Below are 25,022 nucleotides of genomic sequence, written 5' to 3' on the forward strand. Positions count from 1 at the left end.
CTGTGGCGCACGGCTACGGCAGGTGGCTACGGCCAGGCGCGCAGGGCGAGTTCGGCGATGCGGCCGAGCTCCTCGGCGGTGGCGCCGTCGCGGGCCTGCTGGGACATCCCCTGGATGACCGTGGCGATGTACCCGGCCAGCGCCTTCGGGTCGGCCCCGGGCGGCAGTTCGCCGTCCTGCCGGGCGGCGAGCAGCCGGTCCTCGAAGACCTGCCGGTTCCGGTTGCGCAGGTCGCGTAGGAGGGCCTGGACCCCGGCGTCCTGTGGGGTGACGTTGGTGGCGGCGCTGATCACCAGGCAGCCGGCCGGGTGGGACGGGTCCGGGTAGATCGCGGCGGCCTCGCGCAGGATCCGGGCGAAGGCGGCCCGGGCGCCGGTCTCCTCGGCCAGCGCGACGCCGACGAACGCGCCGACCGGGGATTGGCCGTACCGGCGGACGACCTCCTCGAAGAGCGAGCGCTTGTCGCCGAATGCGGCGTAGAGGCTGCCGGGGCGGATGCCCATGGCGGCGGTCAGGTCGGTGACGGAGGTGGCCTCGTAGCCGCGTTCCCAGAACAGCCGGGTCGCGGCGGACAGGGCCTCCTCCCGGTCGAAGGCGGGCGGCCGTCCGCGTCGGGGGCGGGGGGCCGGGCCGGCCGCCGGCGCGCTGTCGGGTGTCGCTGCCTCGGTCATGGATCGGATTTTAGAGCAGTCGCTCAAGAAGTGTGTGCTAGGTTCTTTCTTGAGCGATCGCTCAAGAAGTGTCGACGTAGCAGGAGGGGCTCGGTCATGGGTACGTACGGACTCGAGGGCAAGGTGGCACTGGTCACCGGCGGCAGCAGGGGGATCGGTCGGGCGATCGCCCGCCGGCTCGGACGCGACGGTGCCGTCGTCGCGGTCGGTTACGCCCGGGATGAGACGGCGGTGCGGGAGGTGGTCGACGGGATCCGGGCCGACGGCGGGCGGGCCTTCGCGCTGCGCGCCGAACTCGGGCGGCACGGGGGCGCGGCCGCGCTCTGGGCGGCCTTCGACGCGGAGATCGGGGCGCATGCGCCCGGCGGCGGGGTCGACATCATCGTGAACAACGCCGGGATCGGGCGCAGTTCGGACCTCGCGGCACTGACCGAGGAGGGTTTCGACGAGGTGTTCGCGGTGAACGTCCGGGCGCCGTTCTTCGTGGTGCGGCACGGGCTGGAGCGGATGCGGGACGGCGGCCGGATCATCAACATCTCCAGCGGGGCCGCCCGGCTCGCGATGCCGGAGATCATCGCCTACGGCGCGACCAAGGGCGCGCTCGACACCTTCACGCTCAACCTGGCCAAGCAGCTGGGCCCGCGCGGGATCACGGCGAACTCGGTCGCGCCCGGCGTGGTGGACACCGACGTCAACGCGGGCTGGCTGCGCGGAAACCCGGAGGCGCAGGCGCACGCGGCCTCGCTCGCCGCGCTCGGCCGGGTCGGGCAGCCGGAGGACATCGCGGACATCGTCGCCTTCCTTGCCTCGGACGATGCGCGCTGGGTCACCGGGCGGGTCATCGACGCCACGGGCGGCGCCGGGCTGTAGGCGGCGCGGAGCGGGGAGGGGCAGACGGAGAGGGACGGACGGCGAACGACGAACAGCTGACAGATTTCAGATGATGAAATCTGTCAGCTGTTATCCGTCGTCTGTTATTTGTTATCTGTCAGCCCCGCACCCGCCCCGAGACCTCGCCGAAGCCGACCACCACGCCGTCCGGCCCCGGGGCCGTCGCCGTGATGACGACCTCGTCGCCGTCCTCCAGGAAGGTCCGGGTGGTGCCGTCCGGCAGCTTGAGCGGCTCCTCGCCGTTCCAGGTCAGCTCGATCAGCGCGCCGCGGGTGTCTGGCTCCGGCCCGCTGACCGTCCCCGAGGCGAACAGGTCGCCGGTGCGCAGCGAGGCGCCGTTGACGGTCATGTGGGTCAGCTGCTGCTGCGCCGTCCAGTACATGGAGGCGAACGGCGGCCGCGACACCAGGTGCCCGTTCAGCCGGACCTCCATGGCCAGGTCCAGGCCCCACGGCTCGCCACCGCGGTCGTCCAGGTACGCCAGCGGCTCGACGTCGCGCTCCGGCGGCGTGACCCGGGCGTGCTGGAGCGCGTCCAGCGGCACGATCCACGGCGAGACCGAGGTCGCGAAGGACTTGCCCAGGAAGGGGCCGAGCGGCACGTACTCCCAGGCCTGGATGTCGCGCGCCGACCAGTCGTTGAGCAGGCAGACGCCGAAGACGTGCTCGCGGAAGTCGTTCAGCACGACCGGCCGGCCCAGCTCGGACGGCGTGCCGACGACGAAGCCGACCTCGGCCTCGATGTCCAGCCGCCGGGTCGGCCCGAAGCTGGGCGCGGCGTCGGCCGGCGCCTTGCGCTGCCCGTGCGGACGCACCACCGGGGTGCCGGAGACCACGACCGTGCCCGCCCGCCCGTGGTAACCGATGGGCAGGTGCTTCCAGTTGGGCGTCAAAGGCTCCGAGCCCGGGCGGAAGATCCGGCCCAGGTTGGTGGCGTGGTGCTCGGAGGCGTAGAAGTCGACGTAGTCCGCGACCTCGAACGGCAGGTGCAGTTCGACCTCGTCGGCCGGCAGCAGCGCCGGCGACAGCGCCTCCCGGAAGGACTCGTCGGTCAGCCAGGTGGTGAGGTCGGCGCGCACCTGCGTCCAGACCGAACGCCCGGCCGCCATCAGCGGGTTGAGCGAGTCCGCGTCCAGCAGGACGGACGGCGCCCCGGCCGCGCGGGCGGCCGCCCCGGCGTCCAGCACGAAGTCCCCGACGCGCACGCCGATCCGGCGCCGCCCGGGCCGGTCGGCCGCGGTGAAGACGCCGTACGGCAGGTTGTGCACGCCGAACGGCGAGTCCTGGGCGCTGGTCAGCCAGCTGCGGGGGGTGCTCAACGGTCCTCCTGGAGGAGTGGACTGGGCGACAGCAGGCCGAGCGCGGCCAGGTCGTCCAGGGGTTCGGCGACGCTGCAGGTGCCGAACGCGGTGAACGAGTTGCGGATCACCGTAACCTGGTGCCCGGTCAGGGCGCGGACGGCCTTGGCCAGTACCTCGCCGTCGCGTTCGGCCAGTACCTCGGCCGCTGCCGCGCGGTCCGTCTCCTGGGCGGCCAGCAGCACGTTGAGGAAGCCGTGGTGCTCGAAGCCGGTCACCGGGTCGGTGTGCCGGACGGCGTTGTGCAGTCCGGCCGTGCACTTGTACGGCAGGCCGCGGCGGGCGCAGCCGGTGAGGAAGGCGGCCAGTTCGTCCTCGTCCGGGAACGCCTCCGCCACCACCCCGCCGGTGCGGAACTTGGCCCGGTAGGCGCTGTCGACCAGGGCGTCCAGGGTCTCGTCCAGGCCGTCCCCGCGCAGGAGTTCGCGCGGCATTTCGACGGCGGCCGGCACGTCCGGCGGCAGCAGCCGGTCCAGTTCGGCCACGGCCTCCTGCACGTCCCGGGTGGCGAGCTCGACGCCCGCGAGCTCGAACGGTGCGGCGGCGGTGAGCGCCGGTCCGAGCTCGCTGCTGCCCCCCGGCAGCACGAGCCCGACCCTGAGCGGCCCGGTGCCCGCCACCGCCGCGGCCAGTTCGCCCAACCGGCCCGCCCCGCACAGGAACGGGCCGACCGCGTCGGCGTACCAGGCCGTGCGGTGGACGCGGTGCGCGGGCACCGCCTCGGCGACCGGCAGGTTCCCCGGGGGGAACACCGCCGCGTCGTCGAAGAGCCCGCGGAACAGCTCCGGGACCGGCGAGCCGTCGGTGCTCATCGCGCGGGCCCCCGACCCGCCCAGGTCCAGGCGTAGTTGGGGTCCTCGGCGGCCCGCCCGCCCTCGCCGAGCTCCAGCGGGCGGAAGGTGTCCACCATGACGGCCAGTTCGTCGAAGAACTCCACGCCGATGCTGCGCTCGTAGGCGCCCGGCTGCGGCCCGTGGGTGTGCCCGCCCGGGTGCAGCGAGATCGAGCCCTGGGCGATGCCGGAGCCCTTGCGGGCCGCGTAGTCGCCGCCGCAGTAGAACATCACCTCGTCGCTGTCCACGTTGGCGTGGTAGTACGGCACCGGGATCGACAGCGGGTGGTAGTCCACCTTGCGGGGAACGAAGTTGCAGATCACGAAGTTGTTGCCCTCGAACACCTGGTGGGCCGGCGGCGGTTGGTGGATCCGCCCGGTGATCGGCTCGAAGTCCCGGATGTTGAAGGCGTACGGGTACAGGCAGCCGTCCCAGCCGACCACGTCGAAGGGGTGGTGCGGCACGGTGTAGCGGGTGCCCGAGACCCCGGTCGGGCCGCGGTGCTTGACCAGCACGTCGACGTCGCCGTCGGCGTCGACCACCAGCGGCCCGACCGGTCCGCGGAAGTCCCGCTCGCAGTACGGTGCGTGCTCCAGCAGCTGCCCGTACTTGGAGAGGTAGCGCTTGACCGGGGTGATGTGGCTGTTGGCCTCGATGCAGTAGGCGCGCAGCGGTTCGTCCCCGGTCGGCACCCAGCGGTGGGTGGTGGCGCGCGGGATGATCACGTAGTCGCCCTGGCCGACCTCGATCGAGCCGAAGACCGTCTCGACCGTGCCCGCGCCGGACTCCACGTACACGCACTCGTCGCCGAGTCCGTTGCGGTACAGCTCACTCGGGGCCCCGGCGGCGACGTACGAGATCCGCACGTCGCCGTTGCCGAGGACGAGCCGGCGGCTGCCGACCACGTCCGCGGACTTCCACTCCTGGTCCGCGAAGAGCTCGTGCAGCTTGAGGTGGCGGGGGAGCAGGGGATGGTTGGGCACCGTGGACTGGTCGGGCAGCTCCCACGGCACCGCGTTGACCACCGCCGAGGGGATGCCCCGGTGGTAGAGCAGCGAGGAGTCGGAGGAGAATCCCTCCTCGCCCATCAACTCCTCGTAGTACAGCCCGCCTTCGGGTGTGCGGTGCTGGGTGTGCCGCTTGGGCGGGATGTTGCCCAGCTGCCGGTAGTACGCCATCTCCGTGCTCCTCCTCGACGCCTCGAACGTCCGTCAGGGCCGCCGTCAATCAGGGTAGGCCGACGCTCACAGGTTGCCGCGACGGTCCTGCTCGCGCTCGATGGACTCGAACAGCGCCTTGAAGTTGCCCTTGCCGAAGCCCAGCGAGCCGTGCCGCTCGATGAACTCGTAGAAGACGGTCGGGCGGTCGCCGATCGGCTTGGTGAAGATCTGCAGCAGGTAGCCGTCCTCGTCGCGGTCGACCAGGATGCCGCGCTTCTTCAGCTCCTCGATCGGGACCCGCACCTTGCCGATCCGCTCCCGCAGCTCCGGGTCGTCGTAGTAGGCGTCCGGGGTGTTGAGGAACTCGACGCCGCGCGAGCGCAGCACGTCGACGGTGGTGAGGATGTCGTTGGTGGCGAGCGCCATGTGCTGGCAGCCGGGGCCGGTGTAGAACTCCAGGTACTCGTCGATCTGGGACTTCTTCTTGGCGATGGCCGGCTCGTTGAGCGGGAACTTCACCCGGTGGTTGCCGCTGGCGACGACCTTGGACATCAGGGCGGAGTACTCGGTGGCGATGTCGTCGCCGACGAACTCGGCCATGTTCACGAAGCCCATGACCCGGTTGTAGAACTGGACCCACTCGTCCATCCGGCCCAGCTCGACGTTGCCGACGGCGTGGTCGAGGGCCTGGAACAGGCGCTTGGGCGTGCCCTCCGGGCGGGTGACGGTGCTCTGCGCCACGACGTAGCCCGGCAGGTACGGGCCCTGGTAGCGGGAGCGGTCGATCAGGGTGTGGCGGGTCTCGCCGTAGGTGGCGATGGCCGCGCGGCGCACGGTGCCGTTCTCGTCCGAGACGTCGTTCGGCTCCTCCAGGATGGTGGCGCCGCTGGCCCGGGCGTGCTCGATGCACTTGTCGACGTCCGGGACCTCCAGGGCGAGGTCGACCACGCCGTCGCCGTGCCGGCGGTGGTGGTCCAGCAGTGCGCTGTCCGGCTGGACGCCGCCCTTGATCACGAAGCGGCAGGAGCCGGAGCGCAGCACGTAGGCCTTGCGGTCGCGGCGGCCGGTCTCCGGGCCGGAGTAGGCGACCAGCTCCATGCCGAACACGACCTGGTAGAACTGGGCCGTCTGGGTGGCGTTGCCGACCACGAAGACGACCGCGTCCTGGGCGGTGACCGGGAACGGGTCGGAGGCCTGGTCGTGCTCGACGAGGCCGACGAGGCGGCGCAGCTGGTCGGCGTCGAGGCCGGCCTCGCGCTCCTCGGGGGTCAGCTCAAGGGCGTGGGACTGCGGGGTCATCGCTCGTTCCTCCAGTCAGGGCCTCGGCGTTGAGGCTTCCGGGGGTGTTCGGGGGCCTTGCGGCCCGCCGGGTCGGATCGCGTGGATCGCGGCCGCACGGCGACAGGTGGGCGGTGCGGTTGCGGAGAGCTTGCTCCTGTCCTGGGGGTTGGGCAACAGATCGGTTTTTCACTGCTCAATGTGTACAAGCTGGCCAGGAAATCCCGGCTCGGGCTGCGCAAAATGTGCTGTCTCCGGGCGGTCATCGCCGGAATTCTGTGCAGCGGAATTCTGTGCAGCCGCACCTACCGGCCCTCGGGGCCGGGCCCGTCGGCGGGCGGGAGGTGGCGAAGGAACCAGTCCCCGGCCAGCTCAGCGGCCTGGTCGAGGGTGCCCGGCTCCTCGAACAGATGGCTCGCGCGCGGCACCACCACCAGCTCGCCCACGCCGCCCAGCCGGGCCAGGGCCCGCCGGTTGAGGTCCAGCACGGTGGTGTCCAGCGCGCCGACCACGAGCAGCGTAGGGGCGTCCACCCGGGCCAGCACGTCCGGCCCGGCGAGGTCCGGCCGCCCGCCCCGGGAGACCACGGCGCGTACCGCGGGGCCCAGTTCGGCGGCCGTGTACAGCGCGGCGGCCGCGCCGGTGCTGGCGCCGAACAGCCCCAGCGGCAGCCCCCGGGCCCCTTCGGTGCGCCCCAGCTCCTCGGTCACGGCGGTCAGCCGCGAACCGAGCAGGGCGACGTCGAACACCTTGCGCCGGTCCGGCTCCTCGGCCTCGGTGAGCAGGTCGAACAGCAGGGTGCCCAGCCCGCGGCGGTTCAGGTGGCGGGCGACGTGCCGGTTGCGCGGACTGCGCCGGCCGCTGCCGCTGCCGTGCGCGAAGACCACCGCGGCGCGCGCCCCGGCGGGCACGGTCAGCCGGCCGGTCAGCCGGACCCCGGCGACGGCCAGAGGCAGCTCGCGGTCGATCCCGGGCGCCTCCCCGGCGGGGGGCTGCCTGCCGGACGGCTTCGCGCTGGGTGGCTCCCCGTCGGCCGGTTCCCCGTCGGCCGGCTCCCCGGCGGGCCGCTCGCTCCTGGCCTCGGCCAGCAGCCGCAGCACCTCCTCGTCGCCGGTCTGCGTGAAGTCGGCGTAGAACTCGCCGATCGCGAAGAACGGCGACGGCGTGTCGACGCAGACCAGTTCGTCGGCGACCTCGGACAGCCGCTCCGTCCAGTCCCGCGGCGCCACCGGGACGGCCAGCACCACCCGCGCCGCCCCGCGCGCCCGGACGATCCGGCAGGCGGCTCGGGCGGTCGAGCCGGTGGCGACGCCGTCGTCCACCACGACCACCGTGCGCCCGCGCAGGTCGGCCGCCGGGCGGTCGGCCCGGTAGCGCACGGCCCGGCGCTCCAACTCGGCGCGCTCGCGCCGCTCCACCTGGGCCAGCTGCCCGTCATCCACCCCGGCGAGCCGGATGACCTGCTCGTTCAGCACCCGGACGCCGTCCTCGCCGATCGCCCCCATGCCCAGCTCGGGCTGGTGCGGCACGCCCAGCTTGCGGATCACGCAGATGTCCAGCGGCGCACCGAGCGCCGCCGCCACCTCGGCCGCCACTGGTACGCCGCCGCGGGGCAGGGCGACCACCACGGTGCCGGGGCCGGCGAGGTGGCCGAGCCGGTCGGCCAGGCGGCGGCCCGCCTCGGTGCGGTCGGTGAAGTGGGTTCCGGTGACGTGCATTCCACGGCCTCCGAGTTCCACCGTACGCCGGTCCGGTGCACCGGTCCCGGGCCTTGCTCCGGGCGTCTCTCCGGGCAGGGTGGTGGCCGTCCGGCGGCTGCCTGCTGAGGGCTTGGCGGGGGCCCGTACGGGGGGCTTGGCAGGGCCCGGTGGGGCAGGGGCGGGACCAGAGCAGGGCCGGGGCAGGACCTGGGTGGCCGCGGGCCCGGGACCGCGACGGGTGCCGCCCGGGACTACGCGCGTCCGGGCCCGGGACGGTACGGCCGCGCGGCCGGGAGCGGTGCGGGACGACACCCCCGTGCGACCGGGACGGCGGGCGGCGGAACGTGGTGCGCAGAGGCGGTCCGCAAAGCCCGCCCAGCACCGAAGGAGCGTCCGACATGCCGGGCACCGTCATCACCGACCTGCGCCGCCGCGGCTCCGCCGTCGACCCCGGATGCCTGCTCGCGGGACCGCTTCGCGCCGTCGGCCTGCAGTGGCTCGAACCGGGACGGAGCGCCGAGGTGACCGCCGAGGGCGTCGAGCACGCGCTGTACGTCACTGGGGGCTCCGGCCTCGCCACCCTGCCGGAGGACGTCGTGCACCCCGACCACCCCGAGCGCGCCGACACCGGCCTGCCGCTGGTCGAGGGCACCGCCGTCGTGCTCCCGCTCGGCGCGCGGACCGTCCTGACCGCCGGAACGGCCGGGCTGGAGTACTTCCACGCCGTCCTGGCCGTTCCCCCGTCCGGCGAACCGTCCGCCGAACCGTCCACCGAACCGGCCGCCGGAGAAGCCGAAGCCTCCAGCGAAGAACCCGACGAACCCGAAGAACCCGAAGAAGGTGACCAGAAGTGATCGTCACCACCGACACCGGCTCCGCCACGGTCCTGCTCGGCCCGAACGGGGAGCGGGTCCGGATCCGTTCGCTGGCCCGTCGCGCCATGCTCACCAGCGCGTGCGAGGCCTTCGACCACCTGCGGCTGAGCCCGGGCGCCCACCACGTCCTGCCCGGTTGGCCCGATGCCGAGACCGTGCTGCACGTACTGCGCGGCGCCGCCGTCATCGGACAACTCGCCGACCAGCCGGACCACTTGGCCTCGGACGGCGACCTACTGCTGGCCCGCAAGGGCCGCACCCTGTGGATCGAGGGCGGCCCGCTCGGTGCGGAACTGCTCTGCCTCACCCTGGCCGTGCCCCGCCACCGCGCCGGCACCCGGGCCTCACGCGCCCGCCGCCGCGCCGAACACTGCGACCGGCCCTGACCTCTACCAGCTCTGACCTCCACCGGCCCTGACCGCCGCTAGCCCCGCCCTTCACCGTTCTCCGGGAGCCACCTGTGATCCTCGTCCCCGCTGCCGTCCCGCGCACCGCGCCCGTCTACCAGCGGCTGATCGACCCCGAGCGCCGCCCGTCCGTCCGTGCCGCGCTGACCGTCGAGACCCTGCCGCCCGGCGTTCGGGTCGAGCAACTCCCTTGCGAATCGGTCGAGTCGGTCACCGTGGTGCTGGCCGGACGGCTGTCCGCGGGCGGCCGGATCCTGTCCCCGGGTGAGGCGCTGCACCACCCGCCCGGGAGCAGTCACCGGCTCACCGCCGTGCGCGGCGCACCGACCGCCGTGCTCACCGTCCGGCCCGTCCTGTCCGTCGCCCACATCCCCACCCAGCGCGCCGGTTCGCGACTCCTCGGTCCGGTCCGGTCCGCCCGGCGGATTGCCGTCGACACCGTGCTCCTCACCCCCGGTGGGCAGCACGGGCCGTATGCCGTGACCGCGGTGGACACGTTCCTGGTGCTGCTCTCCGGCGCCGACGCCCGCCTCGGTCTCGCCGACCGCGAAGTACCGCTGTTCCCAGGTGACTTGGTCTACCTCCGGGCCGGTGAGCGGTACGTCCTGCGAGCCGGTGCGGGCGGGCCGGTGACCGCCGTGCGCGGCCGGGTCGGCGCGGTTCTGGGACCTGAACAGGACCTCGAACCCATGCAAACGGGGCAGTCCCGTCCGCACAGTGGTGGGCAGAGCGATTGATCGATCGGATCGGCCGCTCGGAAGAACCAGGAGTACCACCTCATGTCCACGAACACTGCGATTGCCTCGACGACTGCGACCAGGGTGATCTGTACGGCCGGAGCGCTGGCGGGCGTGATCGCGGCAGCCCTGGCACTGCGCAAGGCCTGTTTCGGACCCGTCCCGGAGTCGACCGGGCGTTCCGAGTCGAAGCCCGGCACGGTCACGCCCAAGGACTGCCCGTTCGGGTGCGGGCCCGGCCAGTAGCCCGCCGCGCCGCCACCCCCTCCGACCGACAGCTGACAGCCGACAACGAACAACTAACAGCTGACAGATTTTGAAATCTGTCAGCTGTTAGTTGTCAGCCGTCGGTTGTCAGTTGTCAGTTGTCAGCTGTCACCCGCTCGCCCGCCCCCCCGGCCACCGCCGGGCCCGCTACCGGTTGGCCGCCGCCGAGCGCGGCAGCACCGCCAGCACCTGTGTGCCGTGCTGCTCGGGCAGCGGTCCGACGGTGCAGCAGCCACCGATCTCCGCCGCCCGGTCGGCCATCGACCGAAGGCCGACCCCGCCGCCCGGCGGTTCCTCGGTGGTCCCCGCCTCCCGCTGGTACCCGACCCCGTCGTCCTGCACGGTCAGGGTCAGCGCCTCGTCGTCCACCCGGAGCGTCACCCGCGCGGTCCGGGCCCGGGCGTGCCGCAGCACGTTGTTGAGCGCTTCCGCGGTGATCCGGTAGGCCGCGACCTCCACCGCCGCCGCCAGCTCCGGCAGCGGTTCCGGCGAGACCTCCACCGTCACGGCCAGCCCCGCCCCGATGAAGTTGTCCGCCAGCTGCCGGACCGCCCGGGCCAGTCCGAGTTCGCCCAGCGGCGCCGGCCCGAGCCGGTCGGTGATCCGGCGGACCTCCTGGATCGCCATCCCCAGGCCCTCGGAGACGGTGCGCAGCGGATCCGCGAGCCCGCCGTCCGCCGCCGTCGAGGCCGCGTTGTCCACCCGCAGCCGCAGGCCGGCCAGGGCCGGCCCGAGCCCGTCGTGGATGTCCCGCCGCAGCCACCGTCGTTCCTCCTCCCGGGCGGCGATGATCTGCTCCCGGCTGGCCAGCAGGTCCTCCTGGAGCTGCAGGGAGGCGACGGCGGGCGAGGCCTGGTCGGCGAGCGAACGCAGGATGTCCACGTCGGTCGCCGCCAGCCGCTCCTCGCCGGTCCGCAGCCCGACGGTCAACTCGCCGATCGGCAGCCCGTTGTGGACGAGCGCGAAGCCCTGGCTGCGGCCGTTCAGCCGCCCGGCGGTGGCCAGCGTGCGCCGTCCGGCCCGGGTGGTGACGGCCAGGGTGACGCCGGGCAGCTTGAGTTCCTCGGCGACGGTCGCGCACAGCGCCGCCGGCAACTGCTCCGGGTCGACGACCTGCCGCACCCGCCCCGCGAGCGTGCGCAGCACCTGGTACGGCTGCGCGCGTTCGCCGTAGTACAGCCGGTCCACCACGGCGACGGCCCGTCGCGCCGCCTTCGGCAGGGTGGCGCCGAGCGCGTACACCAGGGCGATCAGCAGCAGGGCGGCTCCACCGCGCCCCGGTAGCAGCGAGTTGGACAGCACGGCGGCGGCCACCACGAACAGTCCGGTGACGCCGGTGCCCAGCAACAGCCCGATCAGGACGCTGCGGGCCGCCCGGTCGAGCCGCCAGCCGTGGTCCCGGATCACCAGGAAGCCGATCGCCACGGCCCAGACCGCCCCCGCCGCGGTGAACAGCCAGTAGCTGAGCCAGTAGTGGTCGGCGCGGTTGCGCATGTAGAAGTCCTGCAGCGCGACCCAGAGCACGTACGCCCCGAGCATGCCCGCCACCCGCAGCCGGTGCCGACGGGTCTCGGCCGCGTCGCGCCCCGGGACGGCCGCCGGCCGCAGCAGCCGGGACAGCAGGACCAGCGTGACGAACCCGAGCACGCACTCGCTGATCAGCAGGTCGTGGCCGCCCAGTCCGTCGACCACGGTCACGGCGAGGTGCGCCGGCGGGCTGTCGGCCAGCGGATTGGTCCGCCCGTACGTCGTCGGGTAGGCGAGGCCCTGGGCCACCTCGGCGGTCACCCACACGCCGACGGCCCCGATGAACCACCACCATCGCCGCGTCGTCAGCCGTCCGCTCGGCAGCCAGAGCGGCAGCGCGTAGATGAGCGTCGTCCTCACCGCGCTGAGCAGTGTGTCGAAGGCCAGCACGGCGCCGGCGATGCCAGGGTCGCGGACCTCGACCCACAGCGGCGCGGCCGCCACCCGGGGAAGGATGTTGGTGAGCGCGTAGACGAGCATCACCCAGCCGAGCGGACTGCCCGGGCGGTGCGCGTGGAGCAGCATGCCCGCTCCGGCGGTCGGCAGGGCGTAGACCAGGATGGCGAGTTCGTCGCGGGGGTGGGAGACACCCGGTTCGCCGAGGTGGACGAGCACGTAGCAGATCCACACCGTCGCGGAGACGAAGCAGAGTGCGGTGACGACCGCGGCGGCGGTCAGTTGCCGCTCGGCCCGGGTGCGGCGCGGGGGATCGGAGACCGTGATCATGGCACCACCTCGGTTCTCGACAGCGGGTGTTCCGCCGGCCGCGACGTGGTCCGCCGGCGCCTTGTCCCCAGAGCGTTCGGTCCCAGGGCGTTCGGTCCCAGGGCGTTCGCTCCCAGTCTGGTCGGCCCGGTGTCCCGGTCGCCTGAGGCAGCGGTCACGCATTCCGGGCGGGACGGCGGTGGGCCCCGGGCGGGACGGCGGCGGGCGCCACCGCCGCCGTGCGGACGACCTCCGGGCATGCCACGGAGAGTCACGTGATCGCCGCTGCTAGTGTCGGCCGGGTGGATGAACACCAGCTGGTCGCACCCTCCGGCCCGGCGGGCGGGGCCAAGCCCGTTCGGGTACTGATCGTCGATGACCACCCCCTCTTCCGCGAGGGGCTCAAGGCGGCGCTGGAGAGCGCCGAGGGCGTCACCGTGGTGGCCGAGGCCGAGCGGGTCGCCGACGTCCCGGAAGCGGTCGCCCGGCACAGCCCGAACGTGGTGATCATGGACCTCTCCCTGCCCGACGGCTCCGGGCTGGAGGCCGTCCGCCGGCTCGCCACCCAGGACCAGTCCCCGCCGGTGCTGATGCTGACCATGTCGGACGACGACGGCAACCTGCTCGCCGCGCTCCAGGCGGGCGCCCGCGGCTACCTGGTCAAGGGCGCGGGGCGCGAGGAGGTGCTGCACGCCGTCCGGACGGTCGCCGCGGGCGGCGCGGTGTTCGGCGGGGAGGTCGCCGGGCGGATCACCGCCCTGCTGGCCGGGGCGAAGATGCGCGAGGCCGGGCAGCTCTTCCCCGACCTCACCGCGCGCGAGGCCGAGGTGCTGGACCTGGTCGCGCGCGGCCACGACAACCGGCGGATCGCCCGGGAGCTGGTGGTCGCGGAGAAGACCGTCCGCAACCACGTCACCCACATCTTCGAGAAGCTGCACGTCGCCACCCGCGCGGAGGCGGTCGCCCGGGCCCGCGACATGGGCCTCGGCGACGGCTGAACCCGCCGCCCCGACCGGGGAGGTCCAGGGGCCGGGGGCTCCGGAGATGCCGGAGATGTCCGGGGGTGCCGGTCCGCCGACCGGCACCCCCGGAGTCGTACTGGTCCTCGCCGGACCTACGGCTGCGTCACGGCTGCATCTCGTACGCGCCCGAGAGCGCCTCGACCCGGGCCCACACCTTCGCGGCGCGCTCGGCGTCCGCCACCGGGCGGCGCACGTGGGCCAGCGCCCAGGCGGCCTGCTCCTCGGTGGCGGAGGCCTTGCCGTGCAGCTCGGTCGCGTGCGCGGAGAAGTCGCGGACCAGCGCGTCGAACACCTGGTCCAGGACGTCGGCGTCGAGGCCGGTCAGCTCGGCCTGCTCCAGCACCAGCTGGCCGTAGACGATCAGCGCGAACAGCTGGCCGATCTCCAGCAGGAAGTCCAGGTCGGCCTGCTGCTCCTTGCTCGGCGCGTGCTTGAGCAGCAGCTCGCAGAAGCCGTCGGCCTGCTCGCGGAACCGGGCGACGTTCGGCAGCTGGGCGTGCCGGTCGTAGGCGGCGCGCCAGTCGTGGAAGCGGATCGCGCCGAGGCCGCGGGCCGGGCCCTGGTGGAACAGGAAGGCGTCGTCGGCGGCGTCCAGCCGGGTCGGCACCGGCGCGTACTCGGCGGGCGCGAACAGGTAGTTGCCCATGAACTTGAGGATCAGCGCCAGGTTGACGTGAACCGTGCCCTCCAGCTTCGGCAGGCCGCGGATGTCCTTGGCGGCCTTGTCGAAGTAGGTGTCCGCCTCGAAGCCCTTGGCCGCGATGACGTCCCACATCAGGTCGATGACCTTCTCGCCCTCGGTGGTGACCTTCATCTTGGTCATCGGGTTGAAGAGCAGGTAGCGGCGGTCCTCGGCGGAGGCGGTGCGGAAGTAGTCCACGGCCCGCGCGCTGAACAGCTTCATCGCCACCAGGCGGGCGTAGGCGTCGGTCAACTCCCGCCGCACGTGCGGGAAGTCGGTGACCTTGCGGCCGTACAGCACCCGGTTGTGGGCATGCGTGACGGCCTCGTACATCGCGTGCTCGCAGATGCCGACCGAGGCGGTGCAGAGGTTGAACTTGCCGACGTTGACGGTGTTCAGCGCGGCGTCGAAGGCAGCCTGCCCGGTGTGCAGCACGTCCTCGGCCCGGACCGGGTAGTCCTCCAGGCGGAACTCGCTGACGTACATCTGGGCGTTCACCACGTTCTTGACCAAGTGGTACGCGTCGTGGCGGCTGTCGGCGGCGAAGAAGACATAGCCCTCGGGGCCCTCGATGTCCGAGCGGCGGCCGAACACCGAGACCAGGCCGGCCACGTTGCCGTTGCCGATGTAGTACTTGGGGCCGGTCGCGGTGAAGCCGCCCTCCCCGTCCGGGGTGAGGATCATGTCGGTGGAGTAGATGTCGGCGCCGTGGGTGCGCTCGGACAGGCCGAAGGCCATCACGTGGCCCTCGGCGAGGAGCTTGGCGGCGCGGGCCCGGACGGCCTCGTTCTCGCTCTGCCAGACCGGGCCGAGGCCCAGGATGGTGACCTGCCAGGTGTACCAGTAGCCGAGGCCGTAGAAGCCGAGGATCTCGTTCAGCTCGGCGATCCGCGCGGTGTCCCAGCGCTTGTCGGCATCGGCTGCGGACGGGGTCAGGAACTCCGCGAACAGGCCCTCCCGGGCGGCGAATTCGATGAAGTCGCCGTACCAGGCGCGGTCGATGTAGGTGTCGATGAGCGCCTTCTTGCCGCGGGACTCGAACCAGTCGACGGTCGCGCGCAGCAGCCGGCGGGTCGGCTCGTCGAACTGCGCGGGGTCGTAGGTGCGCGGGTTGAAGAGCATCGGGGGCTCCCAGGGGGTCGAGGGTGTGAGAACTCGGCGGGGTGGGGCAGGGCGGGGCAAGGTGCGGCGGGGGAGAGGGAGAGGGGAGCGGCGGGCGAGGCGGGCGGGTGAACGGACGGCAGCGAACAGAGTTCAGAAGACAGATTTCAGCGAACAGATTTCAGATTTCAAACTCTGTCATCTGTTATCTGTGATCTGTTACCCGTCGTCTGCCGCCTACCGTCCGTCCGTCGGCCGTTCGTCCGCCGTCATTCGTCCGCTCTTCCCCGTCCGTCCTCCGCGAGCCGGCGCAGGGTGGCGAGCACGTCGTCCAGCCAGGCGAGGGTCATCCGCTCGAACTCGATGCCGCCGCGCAGCACGACGTGCTGGAGCTCCTGCCGGGTGTCCAGCGCGGTGAGGTCGGGGAAGTCCCGCTGCTCACCGTGCAGGTAGCGGGCGAGGAGGGCGGCGTGGCTCTCGCGGTGCCGCTCGACCTCGGAGATCAGTGCGGCCGGGTCGTCGAAGGCGGCGGCCCGGATCTTGACCGCGAGCTCGTGCCGCACGGTCTCCGGTTCGACCGGTTCGCGCAGCCAGTCGGCCAGCGCGGCCCGTCCGGGGCCGGCCGCCGAGTAGACCTTCTTGTCCGGGCGGCCGTCCTGCGCGACCTCCTCGGCGGCGACCCAGCCGTCCGCCTCCATCCGCCGCAGCACCCGGTAGATCTGCTGGTGGGTGGCGGTCCAGAAGCGTCCGATGGAGCGGTCGAAGCGCCGGGCCAGTTCGTACCCGGAACCGGGCTGCTCCAGCAGCGAGACGAGGATCGCGTGCTCCAGTGCCATGCCCCGCATCCTGCTATGCAACGAGTTGCATAGGCAATGGGCCCTCGGAGTGTTGAGACACAGGTCACCGGCGTGATCGGATGGTTATCGGTCATTCCGGACTATCAGGTGCAAAACCTTGGAGAAGCGCCAGAATAGGTACGGGGCTTGCCCCTTTCAATGGTCCCGAACCACAGGAGGTGGTATCGGTGGCAACCCACGTGCCGGCAGGCATGGAGCACCACCCGGACATCGTCGAACTCCGGGAACACTACGAGCGGGTCACCTCGACCCCCCGCGCCCAGGGCGTCGAAGCCCTGGCCGTTCTGGCCGGTCTGTTCCTCGCGGCATCGCCGTGGATCGTCGGCTTCACCGCGTTCAGCACCCTGACCGTGACCTGCCTGATCGTCGGGCTGGCCTACACGGCCCTGATGGCCGGCTACGGCTCGGCCTACGAGCGCACCCACGCGAGGGCTTGGGCCGCCGCCGCGCTCGGCATCTGGACGATCATCTCTCCCTGGGCCGTCTCCGGGTCCGTCGCACACGGCAAGAACATCGTCACCTGCGTCATCGTCGGTGCCGTGATGTTCCTGCTCGGACTCGCGGCGCTCTCGATGGCCACGATCACGTCGAACGGAGCAGCGATGCGGCTCGGCCGGGCCGGCCGCGCCAAGGGCTGACCTTCCCCGCAGCCCGCGTCCGGGGCACGGAGGGCACTCGTGCCCGCCGCGCCCCGGCGCACCGACCGGCCCGACCCGGCCCGACGGCCCGGCCCGACGCCCGCCCCTGTCCGGCCGACCGGTTACGGGTGCGTCATCCGCAGCACGTCGAGCGCCCGGTCCAGCTCCTCCTCGGTGAGCGCGCCGCGCTCGACGTGCCCTCGCTCCAGCACCACCTGACGGATGGTCTTCCGCTCCGCCAGTGCCTGCTTGGCGACCTTCGCCGCCTCCTCGTAGCCGATGTACCGGTTCAGCGGCGTCACCACCGAGGGCGAGGACTCCGCGTACTCGCGGGCCCGTTCGACGTTCGCGGTGATCCCGTCCACCGTCCGGTCCGCCAGCAGTCGGGCGCTGTTGGCCAGCAGCCGCACCGACTCCAGCACGTTGCGGGCGATCACCGGGAGCATCACGTTCAGCTCGAAGTTGCCGCTTGCGCCGGCCAGCGTCACCGTCGCGTCGTTGCCCACCACCTGGGCGGCGACCATCAGCACCACCTCGGGCAGCACCGGGTTCACCTTGCCCGGCATGATGGACGAACCGGGCTGCAGGTCCGGCAGGTTGATCTCGCCGAGGCCGGTGCGCGGGCCGGAGCCCATCCACCGCAGGTCGTTGGCGATCTTCGTGAACCCGACCGCGACCGTGCGCAGTTGGCCGCTCAGCTCGACCAGCGCGTCCCGCGCGCCCTGCGCCTCGAAGTGGTCTCGGGCTTCGGTCAGCGGCAGCCCGGTGGCCCGGGCGACCTCCTCGATGACGGCCGCCGGGAACCCGGGCGGGGTGTTGATGCCGGTGCCCACCGCCGTTCCGCCGAGTGGTAGTTCGGCGACCCGGGGGAGGGTCGCCAGCAGCCGCTCCCGCCCGTGCCGCACCTGGGCCGCATAGCCGCCGAACTCCTGGCCGAGGGTGACGGGCGTGGCGTCCATCAGGTGCGTGCGGCCGGACTTGACCACCTGCGCGAACTCGACCGACTTGCGCTCCAACGCCTCCGCGAGGTGCTCCAGCGCCGGGATCAGGTCGTGGGTGACGGCGGCCGTGGCGGCGATGTGGATCGAGGACGGGAACACGTCGTTGGACGACTGGCTGGCGTTCACCTGATCGTTCGGGTGCACCGGCCGCCCCAGCCGTTCCGCCGCCAGCGTGGCGATCACCTCGTTGGCGTTCATGTTGGACGAGGTGCCCGAACCGGTCTGGAACACGTCCACCGGGAACTCGTCGTCCCAGCGGCCCTCCGCGACCTCCTCGGCGGCCGCCGCGATCGCCCCGGCCGTCTCCTCGTCCAGGACCCCGAGGCGGGCGTTGACCCGCGCCGCGGCCGCCTTGACCCGGGCCAGCGCGGCGATGTGCGCGCGCTCCAGCCGTTGGCCGGACACCGGGAAGTTCTCCACCGCCCGCTGCGTCTGCGCCTGCCACTTCGCGGCGGCCGGCACCCGCACCTCGCCCATCGAGTCGTGCTCGATCCGGTACTCCTGCGGCTTCTCCCGCTCGTCACCCATCGCGCGCTGCACCTCCTGTACGGGCCGGTCAGGCCCGGTCACGGGACTTCCGATCACGACAGCCGCGCGCGGGCCCCGGGTATTTCCACCCGGGGCCGGCGATCTCCGATCCGGGACGCGATGTGCGGCGTGGCTAGGGCGTGTCTGACAATTCGCGTCGGATCAGCGCGCGGCGTTGGGGTGGGTGCATCGCAAGGCGGAGGATGGGGGCACCTCCCGGCCGAAGGCTGGGGGAGAGTCCATGCGGTGGGGGCACCTCCCGGCCGAAGGCTGGGGGCCATCGGCGACTGACGACAACGCGGCGAGGTGCGCTTGTGCCCTGGGGGTACCTCCCGGCCGAAGGCTGGGGGAGCGTCGCGCGCCCGGCGGGAATTGTCAGACACGCCCTAGCGCCGGGGCAGCTCGGCGCGGACCAGCTCGCCCGGCTCGGTGCCGGCCTGGGCGACGGACGACCCGTCGGGTGCCCAGATCCCGGAACCGCCCGAGCTGTCCGGGTACTCGCCGGTGGACCCCGCGGACGTGGACAGCACGACCCAGACCCCGTGCGCGGTGGCGCGCGCCCGGCAGTGCTCGTCCCGCCGCTCGGCCTGCGCGGCGCCCGGGCCGTACAGGGTGGAGGCGACGTAGGCGTCGATGCCGAGCGCGGCGGTCTCCTCGGCGTGCGTCGGGTCGGCGGCGTCGGCGCAGACCGCGAGGCCCAGCCGCAGCCCGTCCAGCTCCAGCACGACGGGCTTCTCGCCCGGGGTGAAGCGGTCGGGCTCGCCCTCGCCGTGCAGGCGCATCTTCCGGTAGACGACGGTGGCGCCCTCGCCGGTGACCGCCAGGGTGGCGATCGACTCGTGCCCGTCGGCCGCCGCTACCGGCGCGCCGACCAGCGCGAGGGCGCCGGTGGCGGCGCAGGCCTCGACCAGCGGGGCGAGCCGCGGGTCGGCCGGGTCGACGGCGGGGGCGGTCAGGTCGTAGCCGGTCAGCGACAGCTCGGGGAACACCACCAGGCGGGTCCCCGCCGCCCGGACGGCCTCGGCGTGCCGCTCGACGTTGACGGCCAGGGTGTCCGGGCGGCCGCGCTCGGCGCAGAGGGGCTGGGCCACGGTGACGGTCAGCGGCGCGGACGAGGGCATGGCGGGGCCTCCGGGCAGGTGGGGGCAGTGGTCAAGATCAACCTATGCGGCCGCCGAGGAGCTGGGCAAGGGCCGGGAACCCGGTCCGGCCGGGCTGGACGCCCGCCTCACCGAACCCCACCATGGCGGCATGAACAGCAACGATGCCGCCGCCACCCGCTACGAGGCGATCGCCGACGAACTGGCGCCCCGGGGCGCCCACCGCTCCAAGATGTTCGGCATGCCCTGTCTGAAGGACACCGACGGCAAGGCCTTCGCCGGGTTGCACGGGGACGAACTTGTCTGCCGGCTCGGCCGGGAATCGGCGGAGCCCGCGGAGGCGCTCGCCCTGACGGGGGCGCACCTGTTCGACCCGGCGGGCGGCGACCGATGAAGGACTGGGTCTGCCTGCCCGGTACGGCGGCCGACCGGTGGCAGCGTTACGCGGAGGCCGCCCTCGCGGCGCCACGCTGAACCCGGCCCGGCCGGAGGCGGCGCGACTACTGCCGGGGCAGCTCGGCGCGGACGGAGTGGACAGTGGACGGGTCTCGCCCGTTCGCGCCATGATCACTCGAACGAGTGAGATCCCGGCCGGAACGCTTCAAACTGTCGTACGGCACTTCGTACGCTCCTGACCGGGTCAGGCGGATGCCGACCGCCCCGGAGCGCCGCGATCCGGCCCGGGGAACCGATGCAGGGGGCGGACCGGATGACCACAGAACACGACGGCAACGACACCCACCGCGGCCTGAGCAGGCGGCAACTGCTCGGCGCCTCCGCGGCGCTCGGCGGCGCCGCCTGGCTGCTGCGCGGAACCATCCGCCCGGACAGCGCCGAGGCGGCCACACCCGTACCGCCCGGCCTTCCCGCCGGCACCGAGCTGTACCAGCGGGTGTTCCAGAACTGGTCCGGTGAGATCCGCACCGACCAGCTGTGGACCTGCGCGCCGCGCACCCCCGAGGAGGTCCCGGCCCTCGCCGACTGGGCGCACGCCAACGGCTGGCGGCTTCGCGCCACCGGCTACCGGCACACCTGGGCGCCGCTCACCGTCGCCAACGGCACCCCGGCCGACGCCCGGGTCCTGCTCGTGGACACCAACCGGTACCTCACCGCCATCACCGCCGACTCGCCCACCACCGTGCGTGCGCAGACCGGCGCGAGCATGGAGGCGCTGCTCGCCCACCTGTCCGACCGGGGCCTCGGCCTGACGGCCTGCCCGGCGCCGGGCGACCTCACCGTCGGCGGAGTGCTCGCCATCGGCGGCCACGGCACCGCCACCGGCGCCGGTGGCGAACCGCGCCCGGACGGGCACGGCTACGGCTCGGTCAGCAACCAGGTGGTCAAGCTCACCGCCGTCGTCCTCGACCCGGCGACCGGCCGCTACGGGCTGCGCACCTTCGACCGAGCCGAGGCCGACAGCGCCGCGTTCCTGGTGCACCTGGGCCGCGCCTTCCTCACCGAGGTCGTGCTGCGCGTCGGAGCCGACCGCTCGCTGCGCTGCGTCAGCCGGCTGGACATCCCGGCGAGCGACCTGTTCGCCCGCCCCGGCACCGCCACCGGGGGCGGTGGGCTGCTCGGCGGAGTGCTGGGCGGAGTCCTGGGTGGCGGCGGTGGCCCGCGCACCCTCGCCGACTTCGTCGAGCGCGACGGCCGGGTCGAGGCGATCTGGTTCGCCTACACCGACTACCCGTGGCTCAAGACCTGGACCGTCGCCCCGAGCAAGCCGCTCGCCTCCCGGGCCGTCGACCAGCCCTACAACTACCCGTTCTCGGACAGCATTCCGGAACCGGTCGCCCGACTGGCCGGCCAAATCGTCTCCGGTGCCTGGGGATCGGCCCCGCTGTTCGGTCAACTCCAGTACCTGATCGCCAAGGTGGCGCTCACCGGCGACCTCACCGACGTCCTGCTCTCCGGCGGACTGCTGCGCGACCTGCTCACCGGCGACCTGATCACCCACCTGCTCGCCGGCGGCCTGCGCTCCGACCTCTGGGGCCCGTCGCGCGCCCTGCTGCAGTACGTCCGGCCCACCACGCTGCGCGTCACCGCCAACGGCTACGCGATCTTGACCAAGCGCGCCGACCTGCAGTGGGTGGTCAGCGAATTCGCCGCCTACTACCGGCAGTTGCTCGGCGAGTACCAGGCCAGGGGCGAATTCCCGGTGAACGGCGCGGTGGAGATCCGGGTCACCGGCCTGGACGACCCGTCCTACTCCGGCGTCCCCGGTGCCCGGCCCCCGCTGCTGTCCGCGCTGCGCCCCCGGGCGGACCGCCCGGAGTGGGACACCGCGGTCTGGCTCGACGTCCTCGCCTTCCCCGGCACGCCCGGACTGGAGCGCTTCGCCCGGGACTTGGAGCAGTGGCTGCTGCGTACCTTCGACGGCACCCGGGCCGGGATGCGGGTCGAGTGGTCCAAGGGGTGGGCGTACACGGCGGACGCCGCCTGGTCCGACCCGGACCTGATCGGCCGAATCATTCCCGACAGCCTGCGCGCCGGGGGCGGGCCCGGCTGGGACGAGGCGGTCGCCACGCTCGACCGGTACGACCCGCACCGGGTGTTCGGGAACCCGTTCCTGGACGGGCTGCTGAGGTAGCCCGGGCCTCCGGGCCGGGAGGCGGCGGCGGGCGGCCGGCGCTGACGGACGGCGGGTGACGGCGAACGGATAACAGATAACAGCTGACAGATTTCGAAATCTGTCAGCTGTTATCTGTTTGCTGTCATCTGTTCGCGGCCGCCACCCGCCACCCGCCACCCGCTGCCCGCCGGTCGCCACCCGCTGGGGGCCAGTCGCCGCAGCCGGCGGCGGTGCGTCAGATGTGCTCCATCACGATCACCGCGAGGGTGTCCGGGGCCAGCGCGCGGAACACATGGGGGGCGTCCCCGGGATAGCTGATGTAGTCGCCCGGGCCGAGTTCGACCGGCGTCTCGGTCGGGCCGACCAGGGCCCGGCCCGAGCCGATCAGCACGTGCTCGACGGTGCCGGGCATGTGGGGCTCGGAGGCCCGGGTGTCGCCCGGCTGGGCCTCGATCCGGTAGATGTCGCGCCGGGCGTTCGGCGGGCAGGAGGAGAGCACCGTGGCCGCGTAGTTGGCCTGCTCAGAATGGGTCACCGGGCCCTCGCCGGCCCGGAGCACCTTGACGGTGGGGCGCGGCGGGTCGACCAGTCGGCTGAACGGTACGTTCAGCGCGACTCCCAGTGCCCAGAGCGTCTCCACGCTGGGGTTGCCCGCGCCCGACTCCAGCTGCGAGAGCGTTGACTTGGCGATGCCGGCGCGGCGGGCCAGCTCGGCCATCGACAGGCCGCTGCGTTCGCGTTCGCGCCGGATGGACGCGGCGATCTGGCCGATCAGCTCCGTGCCGGAGCCGTTGGCGCCCTCGGGCCGGGTGGTCCGGTCACTCATGCTCGCCACTCACGCTTTCTCCAGGCTCATTCGGTCGGCTTCCCGCTGGTGGTGCCGTTCATGCTGCCACGGCCGGCCTCCGGGGGTCGGGCTACGGGCTTCGAGGACGTTCGTCACATCGGTCCTTCCGTTCGCCTTGACGAACACCGACTCTGGGTTCACGCTAATGAACATGCGTTCGCTACTCCGAACACTCGAACATGCGACCCTTCGCGACATCGCCCTGGTCTGTGTCGCCGACGCGCTCGTCGGCGCCTCCTTCGGCGCGATCAGCGTGTCCGGCGGCCTGCCGCTCTGGGTGCCGACCGCTCTGTCCGTCCTGGTCTTCGCGGGCGGCTCGCAGTTCGCAGCCGTCGGCATAGTGCTCTCCGGGGGAGGCGTGCTCGCGGCCGTCGCCACCGGCCTGGTGCTCAACGCCCGGCTGCTGCCGTTCGGCTTCGCGGTCGCCGACGTGCTCCAGGGCCCTTGGTGGCAAAGGCTGTTCGGGGCGCAGATGCTCACCGACGAGAGTGCGGCCTTCGCGCTGCAGCAGCACGAACCGCGCCGCCGCCGGGCGGCGTTCTGGGTCTGCGGCGTCTCGCTGTTCGTGGTGTGGAACGTCGCGGTGCTGCTCGGGGGCCTCGCCGGCGGGCTGATCGGGGACACCGACGCGCTCGGGCTGGACGCGGCCTTCCCGGCCGTGCTGCTCGCGCTGGTACTGCCCTCGCTCGCCGACCGCGCGACTCGTACGGCCGCGGTGGTGGGCGCGGTGGTGGCCGTCGCGGCCACGCCCTTCGTGCCGGGCGGGCTGCCGGTGCTGCTGGCCCTCGTCGGGCTGCTGTTCGCCGGGCGGCCCGGACCGGGGCCCGGGCCAGGGGCACCGGGTGAACCGGGGGAGCAGGAGGCCGCCCCGGCGGCCGTGAAGGAGGAGGCCCGATGATGCCGCTGTACGCGATCCTGCTGCTGGCTGCCGGGACGTACGCCTACCGGGTGGCCGGTCCGCTGCTCGGGCACCGGCTCGCGCTCTCGGCGCGGATCCGGCACCTGCTGGCCGTCGCGGCGGCGGTGCTGCTGGTCGCACTGGTGGCGACCGGTGCGCTGACCCAGGGGCACGGCTTCGCGGGGTGGGCCCGCCCGGCGGGGGTGCTGGTCGCGGGTGTGCTCGCCTGGCGCCGGGCACCGTTCCCGGTGGTGGTCGTGGCCGGGGCGGCGACGGCGGCGGTGCTGAGGCTGTGCGGGCTGGGGTGACGGCAGGCCGAGCACGGCGGACGGCAAGCAGCTGACAGTATTCGGCGAACAGATAACAGATTTCGAAATCTGTTATCTGTTCGCTGTCATCTGTCAGTCGTCACTCGTCAACCGCTCCGCCTGCACCTCGGGCCGCTTGCTGTCCCACAGCAGCTCCCACACCTTGAACACGCAGTGGTAGTCCCGCATGCTCCCCCGCGAGATCAGCAGGTAGGTGTCCCCGTCCCGCAGCAGCGTCTGCTGCCGGCTGCTCATGGGGTGCTCCGGGGTGTAGGTCGGGACGATCCGCCGCAGCTCCGCGACGGCCTCCTCCCGGGTGCCCTCGACCTCGCCGAGCACCTTGTTGCCCCAGGTCCGGTCCTTCCCGATGCCCACCGTCTCCTCGACGACCAGCGCCCAACGTGCCATGTCCCGCCTCCCCTTCCGTGTTCCGTACTGGCCGTTCGGTTCGTACCGGCCGTACGCGCTCGAATCGGCCGTTCCCGTTCGGCCCGCCCGATCCGTCAGCGCACCAGCGACTTGAAGAAGATGGTGGTCGGCTGCAGCACGCCGGTCGTGTCGGCCGCGTAGTCGGGCACCGAGCCGACCCGGGTCCAGCCCTCCGCCTCGTACATCCGCTCGGCCGGGCTGCCCGTCACGGTGTCCAGCACCAGCAGCCGGATCCCCGACCCCGCCGCCCTCTCCTCCAGCGCCGCGAGCAGCCGCCCGGCCAGCCGCTGCCCGCGGTCCGCCGGGTGCACCATCAGCTTGGCCACCTCGCCCCGGTGCCGCCCGTTCGCCGCCGTGGCCGGCCGCAGCTGCACCGTCCCGGCGAGCCGCCCGTCGGCCGCCGCCCGGGCGGTCCACAGCACCAGCCGTCCGGCCGCGAGCTCCGGGACCAGCGCCCGCCACCACGCCGCGGACTCGCCCGGCTCCAGCGGGGCGAGAAAGCCGACCGAGGCACCGCCGTCGACGGTCTCCGTCAGCAGCCCGGCGAACTCGGCAACCGAGGACTCGAGTTTCTCGGCCGTCACCTCGTCGACCACGTACCCGGTGCCGGACATGTCGCCTTCCTCACTCG

Annotated in this window: 25 protein-coding genes; 11 read left to right on the forward strand and 14 right to left on the reverse strand. The window is 72.9% G+C overall.

Annotated elements, in window-relative coordinates:
• Positions 1 to 26: 26 nt before the first annotated feature.
• The gene (locus ACZ4W5_RS00500; protein WP_465651730.1) at positions 27 to 671 is read right to left on the reverse strand and encodes a TetR/AcrR family transcriptional regulator; all 645 of its coding nucleotides are present in this window, start codon (positions 669 to 671) and stop codon (positions 27 to 29) included.
• A 96-nt stretch (positions 672 to 767) separates the two neighbouring features.
• On the opposite strand from ACZ4W5_RS00500, the gene ACZ4W5_RS00505 reads away from it, so the two are divergent.
• Positions 768 to 1,541 carry an SDR family oxidoreductase gene (locus ACZ4W5_RS00505; RefSeq protein ID WP_465651732.1) on the forward strand — a complete coding sequence of 258 codons (774 nt, stop codon included), beginning with the start codon at positions 768 to 770 and terminating at the stop codon, positions 1,539 to 1,541.
• A gap of 118 nt (positions 1,542 to 1,659) precedes the next feature.
• Here ACZ4W5_RS00505 and fahA read toward each other — a convergent pair whose 3' ends face one another.
• From fahA to ACZ4W5_RS00530, 5 genes are all read right to left on the reverse strand, one after another.
• Complete coding sequence (gene fahA, locus ACZ4W5_RS00510; protein ID WP_465651734.1) at positions 1,660 to 2,880, reverse strand: fumarylacetoacetase; 1,221 nt, start codon at positions 2,878 to 2,880, stop codon at positions 1,660 to 1,662.
• The gene (locus ACZ4W5_RS00515; protein WP_465651736.1) at positions 2,877 to 3,731 is read right to left on the reverse strand and encodes a hypothetical protein; all 855 of its coding nucleotides are present in this window, start codon (positions 3,729 to 3,731) and stop codon (positions 2,877 to 2,879) included. The genes fahA and ACZ4W5_RS00515 overlap by 4 nt, the downstream gene beginning before the upstream one ends.
• Positions 3,728 to 4,930: a cupin domain-containing protein gene (locus tag ACZ4W5_RS00520; RefSeq protein ID WP_465651737.1), complete on the reverse strand. Its 1,203-nt coding sequence runs from the start codon at positions 4,928 to 4,930 to the stop codon at positions 3,728 to 3,730. Before ACZ4W5_RS00520 ends, ACZ4W5_RS00515 begins: the two co-directional genes overlap by 4 nt.
• Before the next feature lie 66 nt (positions 4,931 to 4,996).
• Entirely contained in the window at positions 4,997 to 6,211 is a 1,215-nt protein-coding gene (gene hppD / locus ACZ4W5_RS00525) for a 4-hydroxyphenylpyruvate dioxygenase (protein ID WP_465651739.1), read from the reverse strand.
• 284 nt (positions 6,212 to 6,495) lie between these two features.
• Complete coding sequence (locus ACZ4W5_RS00530) at positions 6,496 to 7,908, reverse strand: phosphoribosyltransferase family protein (protein ID WP_465651741.1); 1,413 nt, start codon at positions 7,906 to 7,908, stop codon at positions 6,496 to 6,498.
• A gap of 380 nt (positions 7,909 to 8,288) precedes the next feature.
• Between ACZ4W5_RS00530 and ACZ4W5_RS00535 the strand changes: the two genes are divergently transcribed.
• From ACZ4W5_RS00535 to ACZ4W5_RS00550, 4 genes are all read left to right on the forward strand, one after another.
• Positions 8,289 to 8,744 carry a hypothetical protein gene (locus ACZ4W5_RS00535; protein WP_465651743.1) on the forward strand — a complete coding sequence of 152 codons (456 nt, stop codon included), beginning with the start codon at positions 8,289 to 8,291 and terminating at the stop codon, positions 8,742 to 8,744.
• Positions 8,741 to 9,151 carry a pirin family protein gene (locus ACZ4W5_RS00540; RefSeq protein ID WP_465651745.1) on the forward strand — a complete coding sequence of 137 codons (411 nt, stop codon included), beginning with the start codon at positions 8,741 to 8,743 and terminating at the stop codon, positions 9,149 to 9,151. The genes ACZ4W5_RS00535 and ACZ4W5_RS00540 overlap by 4 nt, the downstream gene beginning before the upstream one ends.
• A 74-nt stretch (positions 9,152 to 9,225) precedes the next feature.
• The gene (locus tag ACZ4W5_RS00545) at positions 9,226 to 9,909 is read left to right on the forward strand and encodes a hypothetical protein (RefSeq protein WP_465651747.1); all 684 of its coding nucleotides are present in this window, start codon (positions 9,226 to 9,228) and stop codon (positions 9,907 to 9,909) included.
• Between the two features lie 42 nt (positions 9,910 to 9,951).
• Positions 9,952 to 10,155 (forward strand): hypothetical protein, encoded by a 204-nt coding sequence (locus tag ACZ4W5_RS00550; RefSeq protein WP_465651749.1) that lies wholly within the window; start codon positions 9,952 to 9,954, stop codon positions 10,153 to 10,155.
• 168 nt (positions 10,156 to 10,323) lie between these two features.
• On the opposite strand, the gene ACZ4W5_RS00555 is transcribed toward ACZ4W5_RS00550, so the two are convergent.
• On the reverse strand, positions 10,324 to 12,429 hold the full coding sequence (locus ACZ4W5_RS00555) for an ATP-binding protein (RefSeq protein WP_465651750.1): 2,106 nt from the start codon (positions 12,427 to 12,429) through the stop codon (positions 10,324 to 10,326).
• Between the two features lie 281 nt (positions 12,430 to 12,710).
• Between ACZ4W5_RS00555 and ACZ4W5_RS00560 the strand changes: the two genes are divergently transcribed.
• A complete protein-coding gene (locus tag ACZ4W5_RS00560) occupies positions 12,711 to 13,406 on the forward strand; it encodes a response regulator (protein WP_465651752.1) in 696 nt (231 codons plus the stop codon).
• Positions 13,407 to 13,533: 127 nt separating this feature from the next.
• On the opposite strand, the gene ACZ4W5_RS00565 is transcribed toward ACZ4W5_RS00560, so the two are convergent.
• Entirely contained in the window at positions 13,534 to 15,234 is a 1,701-nt protein-coding gene (locus tag ACZ4W5_RS00565) for an acyl-CoA dehydrogenase family protein (protein ID WP_465651754.1), read from the reverse strand.
• A gap of 248 nt (positions 15,235 to 15,482) precedes the next feature.
• Complete coding sequence (locus ACZ4W5_RS00570; protein WP_360245869.1) at positions 15,483 to 16,049, reverse strand: PadR family transcriptional regulator; 567 nt, start codon at positions 16,047 to 16,049, stop codon at positions 15,483 to 15,485.
• A 188-nt stretch (positions 16,050 to 16,237) separates the two neighbouring features.
• On the opposite strand from ACZ4W5_RS00570, the gene ACZ4W5_RS00575 reads away from it, so the two are divergent.
• Positions 16,238 to 16,708, forward strand: a complete 471-nt coding sequence (locus ACZ4W5_RS00575; protein ID WP_360245872.1) for an SPW repeat protein — start codon at positions 16,238 to 16,240, stop codon at positions 16,706 to 16,708.
• 122 nt (positions 16,709 to 16,830) lie between these two features.
• On the opposite strand, the gene ACZ4W5_RS00580 is transcribed toward ACZ4W5_RS00575, so the two are convergent.
• Both ACZ4W5_RS00580 and ACZ4W5_RS00585 read right to left on the reverse strand, forming a co-directional pair.
• On the reverse strand, positions 16,831 to 18,237 hold the full coding sequence (locus tag ACZ4W5_RS00580) for a class II fumarate hydratase (RefSeq protein ID WP_465652189.1): 1,407 nt from the start codon (positions 18,235 to 18,237) through the stop codon (positions 16,831 to 16,833).
• 386 nt (positions 18,238 to 18,623) lie between these two features.
• Positions 18,624 to 19,358, reverse strand: a complete 735-nt coding sequence (locus tag ACZ4W5_RS00585; RefSeq protein ID WP_465651757.1) for a carbon-nitrogen hydrolase family protein — start codon at positions 19,356 to 19,358, stop codon at positions 18,624 to 18,626.
• Between the two features lie 130 nt (positions 19,359 to 19,488).
• On the opposite strand from ACZ4W5_RS00585, the gene ACZ4W5_RS00590 reads away from it, so the two are divergent.
• Positions 19,489 to 19,731 carry a hypothetical protein gene (locus ACZ4W5_RS00590; RefSeq protein ID WP_465651759.1) on the forward strand — a complete coding sequence of 81 codons (243 nt, stop codon included), beginning with the start codon at positions 19,489 to 19,491 and terminating at the stop codon, positions 19,729 to 19,731.
• Between the two features lie 315 nt (positions 19,732 to 20,046).
• Positions 20,047 to 21,927, forward strand: coding sequence for a cholesterol oxidase substrate-binding domain-containing protein (locus ACZ4W5_RS00595; protein WP_465651761.1), 1,881 nt, complete (start codon positions 20,047 to 20,049; stop codon positions 21,925 to 21,927).
• A 217-nt stretch (positions 21,928 to 22,144) separates the two neighbouring features.
• On the opposite strand, the gene ACZ4W5_RS00600 is transcribed toward ACZ4W5_RS00595, so the two are convergent.
• Positions 22,145 to 22,735, reverse strand: coding sequence for a helix-turn-helix domain-containing protein (locus ACZ4W5_RS00600; RefSeq protein ID WP_402478251.1), 591 nt, complete (start codon positions 22,733 to 22,735; stop codon positions 22,145 to 22,147).
• A 172-nt stretch (positions 22,736 to 22,907) separates the two neighbouring features.
• Here ACZ4W5_RS00600 and ACZ4W5_RS00605 point away from each other — a divergent pair, with 172 nt between their 5' ends.
• Together ACZ4W5_RS00605 and ACZ4W5_RS00610 are read left to right on the forward strand one after the other, a co-directional pair.
• Positions 22,908 to 23,654 carry an AzlC family ABC transporter permease gene (locus ACZ4W5_RS00605; RefSeq protein WP_465651763.1) on the forward strand — a complete coding sequence of 249 codons (747 nt, stop codon included), beginning with the start codon at positions 22,908 to 22,910 and terminating at the stop codon, positions 23,652 to 23,654.
• Complete coding sequence (locus ACZ4W5_RS00610) at positions 23,654 to 23,962, forward strand: AzlD domain-containing protein (RefSeq protein ID WP_465652191.1); 309 nt, start codon at positions 23,654 to 23,656, stop codon at positions 23,960 to 23,962. The genes ACZ4W5_RS00605 and ACZ4W5_RS00610 overlap by 1 nt, the downstream gene beginning before the upstream one ends.
• 93 nt (positions 23,963 to 24,055) lie before the next feature.
• Here the strand turns inward: ACZ4W5_RS00610 and ACZ4W5_RS00615 are convergent, their stop codons facing one another.
• Positions 24,056 to 24,370, reverse strand: coding sequence for a hypothetical protein (locus ACZ4W5_RS00615; RefSeq protein WP_360229911.1), 315 nt, complete (start codon positions 24,368 to 24,370; stop codon positions 24,056 to 24,058).
• Positions 24,371 to 24,465: 95 nt separating this feature from the next.
• A complete protein-coding gene (locus ACZ4W5_RS00620) occupies positions 24,466 to 25,005 on the reverse strand; it encodes a GNAT family N-acetyltransferase (protein WP_465651765.1) in 540 nt (179 codons plus the stop codon).
• Positions 25,006 to 25,022 lie beyond the last annotated feature (17 nt).

This window comes from Kitasatospora sp. NPDC029367 (assembly GCF_055569135.1).